Source organism: Pseudomonas sp. HY7a-MNA-CIBAN-0227 (assembly GCF_040310325.1).
In the GTDB taxonomy this organism is placed as follows: Bacteria; Pseudomonadota; Gammaproteobacteria; order Pseudomonadales; family Pseudomonadaceae; genus Aquipseudomonas.
The window spans coordinates 22177-28666 of the sequence record NZ_JBEOPT010000030.1 but is presented as its reverse complement, the minus strand read 5'-3'; the positions used below and the strand labels follow the sequence as shown (position 1 = coordinate 28666).

Sequence of the window (6490 nt, the reverse complement as noted above, 5' to 3'; positions counted from 1 at the left end):
GTGAGAGCCTGGATTCTACCGGTGGCTGGCTCTCTGCCTCTCGTTTCAAGCGTTGCGCTTATTCTATGAATTCAGGGTATAGCCTTCATCTTCCAGGCAGTAACGGAAGGTGCGAAGGATCGCGGACTCGTCATCCACTAAAAGAATGCGGCCTTGAAGTTCCTTGGCTGATTCCATGTGTCCCGCGCTCCTTTAAGAATGAGTGATCTTGTTTAGTCCCAGAATAATCGGGCAAGTTGCATGGTTTATTCTGATTGATTAAAAGCATTGCCGTGCAGCTATCTGCACCCTTTCCCACAGAGACGCCCGTTGATGGCGTTTTCAGCCTTTTTAGCCACTTCGGCAGCCAAACGTTCGTTTCCGCCCCGTTGATCCGACCACTGGCCATCGTGCATTTCGCACGATGTAGGTAGGGATATCGTGCAGGATGCTGGTGAGATGAAAACTATATTTTTTTTAACTATTTGATTTTGTTGATAATTTTCCAATAAAAAAACTGGCATGCACCCTGCAATATTTCTCACATAACCGTCATAAACGAATAATTAGAATGCGGGAGAGATTCAGGATGACTCGCCAACGCCTCACCCAATTGCGTGTATCGCCACTGCGTTTGCAGCAGGGCCTGTTTGCAAGTCTGGCCTTGATGGTCACCTTGATCGGTGGGCAGCAATTGCAGCGTTGGGAGCAGGGTCAGCAGCAAGTCCGGAATTTCGAGCGTCCGATGACGACACAGACCCATTTCCGTTCCGTCGGCAGCAGTGCCGCCGACGTGACAGCCCCGCAGTTGATGGCGGTTGAACAGGACATTGCCCTGAGCGATCAACCTCATCAAGAACGCTGGGTGTTCTAGGCATGAAACCGTGGCTCGATTGGGGCAACGGGGAAGTTTCACAGCAGTCACTCATATAGAAGAGTAAGGAGAGTTACCATGTTGAGCTGGGCAATCACATTCCTGATCATTGCCATTGTGGCTGCAGTCCTGGGCTTCGGTGGTATCGCGGGCACCGCCACGGGTATCGCCAAGATTCTCTTTGTGGTCTTCCTGGTGATGTTCATTGTTTCCTTCTTCTTTGGTCGTCGCGGCCGAGGCTGAACATGTTCAATTCGTCCCTTAAAGCCATTGCTGCTGCCCTGTTATTGGGCGGCAGTGGCCTGGTCATGGCGGCCAATGATGGTCAGTCCAGGGCCAACGAACTGCTGAGCGCGGACCCGCAGTACCGCGAAACCTGGCAGGGCGTGGTCAAGAAGGAAGAGCGCTTGCCAGATTGGATAATTAACCTCTCGGGCACCTCTGAACAAATGAATGCCGTTACCGAAGATGGCGACCAGTACCTTGTAGGACCGCTCTGTGAAACCGCAGAGACGTGCCTGAATAAGCGCCTGATCGTTGCTTTCAGTTTGGACAAGGAAGAAGCCTACGCGATGTTAGTGGAAGTCCCGGCCGGCCTGCCGGCGGACAAGTCGCCGACCCGGCACGCCGATTACCGCTTCCTCGGCAAACCGGACGAAGGCATGCAGAAGTTGTTGATGGAACAGCTCAAGAAAGACCCGAACTGGTACTAGGCCTGTTTGGCGGATCTAACGCTTATAGAAAGAAGCCAAACGCTTCTTTCTGTTTGCACCCCTGCCTGACAGTGGTGCATGACCTAGGGGCCGGGTCGCTCTGATCAAGGGCCGGGTCAGGAGAAAAGCTGCGCCGCAAGTTCGCAAGCCGTGATGGCTTGACGAACTTGCGGTGGGCTTGTTGCGGTCACATCCCTCTTATGCCGCGTATAGCGGAAATTTTCCTTTTTGCCCTCTCTTACCGTTTCGCGGTGTTTCCACACGACCATCTATCTAGAAAGTTCGCTGGCAGCAAGACGACTTTTTCAATGGTATCCGTAGGAATCTTCAAGAGTTTTTACGCACGGGTACAAATCCCCCTAAAACCCTGAGCGACGCTAAAATGGCCGGTTCACGGTATGTACGTGTGCCGAAATGTCGCATTTGATTTGACCATATGGACAGGTTTCCTCCTATAAACTCATGCCGATTCGGCATAGGGTAGTCGTTTACGGCATTAGACGCCGCCCCCTGGCATCGGAATAGTTGCGCCTTTTTTCGCCTGCCAGTGAGCCATATCGGCCATCTAGCGGTGACCTTCTACGGAGGCTGATGCACACACTTTTTCGCTTCCGGGCGTTCCAGCTGGCGCATCTGCCTGAGTCCACTTGAAGTAAGGGTAATGACATGAAGAAGGCAAAGCTAAGCCTCGCCTGGCAGATCCTCATCGGTCTGGTACTAGGGATTGCAATCGGTGCGTTGCTCAACCATTTCAGTGCCGAAAAGGCCTGGTGGATCAGCAACGTGTTGCAACCAGCCGGCGATATCTTTATTCGCCTGATCAAGATGATCGTGATCCCGATTGTGATTTCGTCGCTGATTGTCGGAATCGCGGGTGTTGGGGACGCGAAAAAACTAGGTCGGATCGGTGTGAAAACCATCCTTTACTTCGAAGTGGTCACCACCATTGCGATCGTCGTCGGTCTGTTGCTGGCTAACCTGTTCCATCCGGGTACCGGCATCGACATGAGTACCCTGGGTACCGTCGATATTTCCAAGTACCAGGCGACGGCCGCCGAGGTTCAACATGAGCATGCGTTTGTCCAGACCATCCTCAACCTGATCCCCTCGAACATCTTTGCCGCTGTGGCCCGTGGCGACATGCTGCCGATCATATTCTTCTCGGTGTTGTTCGGCCTTGGCTTGTCGAGCCTCAAGCCTGAGCTGCGCGAGCCGCTGGTGACGATGTTCCAGGGCGTGTCCGAGAGCATGTTCAAAGTCACCCACATGATCATGAAGTACGCCCCTATCGGTGTATTCGCCCTGATCGCTGTGACTGTTGCCAACTTCGGCTTCGCATCCTTGTTACCGCTGGCCAAGTTGGTGATCCTGGTTTACGTCGCCATCCTGTTCTTTGCCTTTGTAATATTGGGCCTGATCGCTCGCCTGTTCGGTTTCTCGGTGATCAAGCTGATGCGCATCTTCAAGGATGAGCTGGTGCTGGCTTACTCCACCGCCAGTTCCGAGACCGTATTGCCGCGCGTGATCGAGAAGATGGAAGCCTACGGTGCACCGAAGGCTATTTGCAGCTTCGTGGTGCCCACCGGCTACTCGTTCAACCTCGACGGTTCGACCCTGTACCAGAGCATCGCGGCGATCTTTATCGCCCAGCTGTATGGCATCGACCTGTCGGTTGGCCAGCAACTGATGCTGGTGCTGACCCTGATGGTGACTTCCAAAGGCATCGCCGGCGTTCCTGGTGTTTCCTTCGTGGTGCTGCTGGCGACCCTGGGCAGTGTCGGTATTCCGCTGGAAGGCCTGGCGTTCATCGCCGGTGTCGACCGGATCATGGACATGGCCCGTACCGCACTGAACGTGATCGGCAACGCCCTGGCCGTGCTGGTCATCGCTCGCTGGGAAGGCATGTACGACGATGCCAAGGGCGAGCGCTACTGGAATTCCCTGCCGCACTGGCGCACCAAGCAAGTGCTGCCGGCTGGCGAGACCACCCAAGGCTGATAATGCCTGCGTCAACGTGACCTGAACAAACCCCGGGAAATCCGGGGTTTGTCGTTTCTGCCAGCCCCGCTATCATTCGCCACATCTTCCGGGGGATTCAACTGATGCTCAATGGCCTGTGGCTTGGCTTCTTTATCGTTGCAATGGTTTCAGCACTGGCGCAGTGGCTGATTGGCGGTAACGCCGGGATCTTCGCGGCGATGGTCGAAAGCATTTTCGCCATGGCCAAGTTGTCAGTGGAAGTGATGGTGCTGCTGTTCGGCACCCTGACCCTGTGGCTGGGCTTCCTGCGCATCGCCGAGAAGGCCGGGATCGTCGAATGGCTGGCCAAGGCCCTCGGTCCGCTATTCCTGCGGCTGATGCCAGAAGTGCCTGCTGGTCACCCTGCCATCGGCTTGATCACCCTGAACTTTGCCGCCAACGGCCTGGGTCTTGATAACGCGGCCACGCCCATCGGCCTGAAAGCCATGAAGTCGCTGCAAGAACTCAACCCCATCCCCAACACTGCCAGTAACGCGCAGATCCTGTTCCTGGTGCTCAACGCGTCCTCCCTGACCCTGCTGCCGGTGACTATCTTTATGTACCGCGCGCAGCAAGGCGCGCCTGATCCGACGTTGGTATTCCTGCCGATCCTGCTGGCCACCAGTGCTTCGACCCTGGTAGGGCTGTTGTCGGTGGCTGTCATGCAGCGCCTGCGCTTGTGGGACCCGGTGGTACTGGCCTATCTGATTCCGGGCGCCCTGATACTGGGCGGCTTCATGGCGTTGCTGGCGACCTTGTCGGCCACGGCGTTGGCCGGTTTGTCATCGATCCTCGGCAACCTGACGTTGTTCGGCCTGATCATGTTGTTTCTGCTGATCGGCGCCCTGCGCAAGGTTAAGGTCTATGAAGCGTTTGTCGAAGGCGCCAAAGAGGGCTTCGACGTCGCCAAAAATTTGCTGCCGTACCTGGTGGCGATGCTCTGTGCAGTGGGCATATTGCGGGCCTCCGGGGCGCTGGATTTTGGCCTGGAGGGCATTCGTCATCTAGTGGCCTGGACCGGGATGGATACCCGCTTTGTCGACGCGTTGCCGACGGCGATGGTCAAGCCGTTCTCCGGCAGCGCGGCGCGGGCGATGCTGATTGAAACCATGCAGACCCAAGGTGTCGATAGCTTCCCGGCACTGGTGGCGGCGACGGTTCAGGGCAGTACCGAGACCACCTTTTATGTGTTGGCGGTGTACTTTGGCTCGGTGGGCATCCAGCGGGCGCGGCATGCGGTGGGGTGTGCGTTGTTGGCGGAGTTGGCCGGTGTCATAGCGGCGATTGCGGTGTGCTACTGGTTCTTTGGCTAAATCACTGTTTCTGTAGGAGCGAGCTCGCTCCTACAAAGGAGGGGCTATTTTCTCGCTGCTGTATTGCCCTGCCCCACCACCCAATCCACCACCTGCTTGTTCAACACATCCCCAGCCTGGCCAAACCCCGCCACCACAGCCGCAACCTTGGTGTCACTGACCGGCTGGCGTACTTCAAAGCGCCGGCTGGCAATGATCCGCTGATCACTGCCGCGCACCAGCCGTGCATCCAGACGAATCACCACTTCAACTGCGCTGCCGCGATATTCGCTTTGAAACGCCTGCAACTGCCCGCCCAGCTCAAAGTCCGCCTGTAGGTTGGTGTCATCGGTGCTGAGCAACGTCACCCGTCCATCCCGCTGGAAACCATCCAGCAGCCGATTACGCAACAGCACCGGTGCTGGATCGCTCCAGCGTGAGTTCGCATAGCTGCTGATCAGGTCACCCTGGGGCACCACGGCGATGCGCGGGCTATCGAGGAACTCGCTAGTCTGTGGCTTTGCCAGGCGCAACGACCAGGCTACAGCGCTGGCTTGAGAAGTGGCCTGGGCCGAAGGCAGCCGATAGACGTCGGAGGGATCGGCCTTGGGCAAGATCGAACAGGCGCTGACTAATGCTAGAGCGACGGGGGCGATAATGCGGTAAGCACGCTTCATGGCGTGAACTCCTTGTTCTTGTCGCTGCCCAGCAGATACCCGCTGGGGTTGGCTTCCAGACGGCGGGAAATGGCCCGCAATGAACCGAGGGTGTCGCGCAGTTCGCGCACGGCCGGGGTCAGTTCATTGAGGCCTTGCATACCGCTGTTCAGGGAGTCCTTGTTGTCGGTCAGCAGACTGTTGATGGTCGCGGTGCTCTGTTCAAGCGAGTGCATGGCCTGTTCGGCACTGCCAAACATCTGCTTGCCCTGGTCATTGAGCAGGCCGTTGGCGTTACGCATAAGCGCGGTGGTTTGCTCTAGGGTGGCGCCGGCTTGCTTGCTGACCTGCATTAGCTGCTGCATGACCTGCTTGATATCTCCGCGCTGATCGGCGATGGCGCCAGTGGTCTGCTCCAGGTGTTCCAGGGTGCTGCTGAGGCGGTCGACGTTATCCGGGGAGAACATGCGGTTGGCGTTGTGCAGCAGCAGGTTGATGCTGGTCATCAAGTCGTTGCTGTTGTTCAGCAGGCGGGCGATGGGCGATGGCGAGGCAGTGATTTGCGGCAGCTCGCCATTCTTGCCCTTGAGTTTGGGGCTTTGCGGCGTGCCGCCACTGAGCTGGATGATCGAGGTGCCGGTGATACCGGTCAGGGCCAGCTTGGCTTGGGTGTCTTCCTTGATCGGTGTCTGGCTGGCCAGGCGGATGCGCGCCAATACCCGGCGTGGGTCCTTGGGGTCCAGGCGCAGGCTGGTGACATCGCCGACCTTGATCCCGCTGTACTGCACCGAGCTGCCCTGGGACAGGCCGCTGACTGCCTCATTGAAGATCACTTCGTAATCCTGAAAGGCGCTGTCGACGCTGGATTTGGCCAGCCACAGGCCGAACAGCATGGCGCCGACCACCACGATCACGCTGAACAGGCCGATCATCACATGATGGGCTCGGGTTTCCATG

At 57.2% G+C, this 6490-nt stretch carries 7 protein-coding genes and 1 pseudogene; 5 read left to right on the top strand and 3 right to left on the bottom strand.

Annotation, left to right across the window (positions count from 1 at the left end):
* Positions 1 to 72 precede the first annotated feature (72 nt).
* A pseudogene (locus AAEZ06_RS26720) lies at positions 73 to 177 on the bottom strand (hypothetical protein); the annotation flags it as partial.
* A gap of 391 nt (positions 178 to 568) precedes the next feature.
* Here AAEZ06_RS26720 and AAEZ06_RS26715 point away from each other — a divergent pair.
* The 5 genes from AAEZ06_RS26715 to AAEZ06_RS26695 all read left to right on the top strand — a co-directional run bounded on the left by AAEZ06_RS26715 (position 569) and on the right by AAEZ06_RS26695 (position 4898).
* Positions 569 to 853, top strand: a complete 285-nt coding sequence (locus AAEZ06_RS26715; RefSeq protein ID WP_149412746.1) for a hypothetical protein — start codon at positions 569 to 571, stop codon at positions 851 to 853.
* Between the two features lie 78 nt (positions 854 to 931).
* Entirely contained in the window at positions 932 to 1096 is a 165-nt protein-coding gene (locus tag AAEZ06_RS26710) for a DUF1328 domain-containing protein (RefSeq protein WP_084378456.1), read from the top strand.
* Positions 1097 to 1098: 2 nt separating this feature from the next.
* The gene (locus AAEZ06_RS26705; RefSeq protein ID WP_149412745.1) at positions 1099 to 1566 is read left to right on the top strand and encodes an inhibitor of vertebrate lysozyme family protein; all 468 of its coding nucleotides are present in this window, start codon (positions 1099 to 1101) and stop codon (positions 1564 to 1566) included.
* Between the two features lie 666 nt (positions 1567 to 2232).
* Complete coding sequence (gltP, locus tag AAEZ06_RS26700; protein ID WP_149412744.1) at positions 2233 to 3564, top strand: glutamate/aspartate:proton symporter GltP; 1332 nt, start codon at positions 2233 to 2235, stop codon at positions 3562 to 3564.
* Between the two features lie 104 nt (positions 3565 to 3668).
* On the top strand, positions 3669 to 4898 hold the full coding sequence (locus AAEZ06_RS26695) for a spore maturation protein (protein ID WP_149412743.1): 1230 nt from the start codon (positions 3669 to 3671) through the stop codon (positions 4896 to 4898).
* 44 nt (positions 4899 to 4942) lie between these two features.
* Here AAEZ06_RS26695 and AAEZ06_RS26690 read toward each other — a convergent pair whose 3' ends face one another.
* Entirely contained in the window at positions 4943 to 5554 is a 612-nt protein-coding gene (locus AAEZ06_RS26690) for an ABC-type transport auxiliary lipoprotein family protein (protein ID WP_350617072.1), read from the bottom strand.
* On the bottom strand, positions 5551 to 6489 hold the full coding sequence (locus AAEZ06_RS26685; RefSeq protein ID WP_350617070.1) for an MlaD family protein: 939 nt from the start codon (positions 6487 to 6489) through the stop codon (positions 5551 to 5553). The genes AAEZ06_RS26690 and AAEZ06_RS26685 overlap by 4 nt, the downstream gene beginning before the upstream one ends.
* Between the last annotated feature and the right edge of the window lies 1 nt (position 6490).

Coding starts and splice junctions, on each gene's coding strand:
- AAEZ06_RS26685 (WP_350617070.1), bottom strand. CDS start 6,489: ATGGAAACCCGAGCCCATCATGTGATGATCGGCCTGTTCAGCGTGATC.
- AAEZ06_RS26705 (WP_149412745.1), top strand. CDS start 1,099: ATGTTCAATTCGTCCCTTAAAGCCATTGCTGCTGCCCTGTTATTGGGC.
- AAEZ06_RS26690 (WP_350617072.1), bottom strand. CDS start 5,554: ATGAAGCGTGCTTACCGCATTATCGCCCCCGTCGCTCTAGCATTAGTC.
- AAEZ06_RS26715 (WP_149412746.1), top strand. CDS start 569: ATGACTCGCCAACGCCTCACCCAATTGCGTGTATCGCCACTGCGTTTG.
- AAEZ06_RS26710 (WP_084378456.1), top strand. CDS start 932: ATGTTGAGCTGGGCAATCACATTCCTGATCATTGCCATTGTGGCTGCA.
- AAEZ06_RS26695 (WP_149412743.1), top strand. CDS start 3,669: ATGCTCAATGGCCTGTGGCTTGGCTTCTTTATCGTTGCAATGGTTTCA.
- gltP (WP_149412744.1), top strand. CDS start 2,233: ATGAAGAAGGCAAAGCTAAGCCTCGCCTGGCAGATCCTCATCGGTCTG.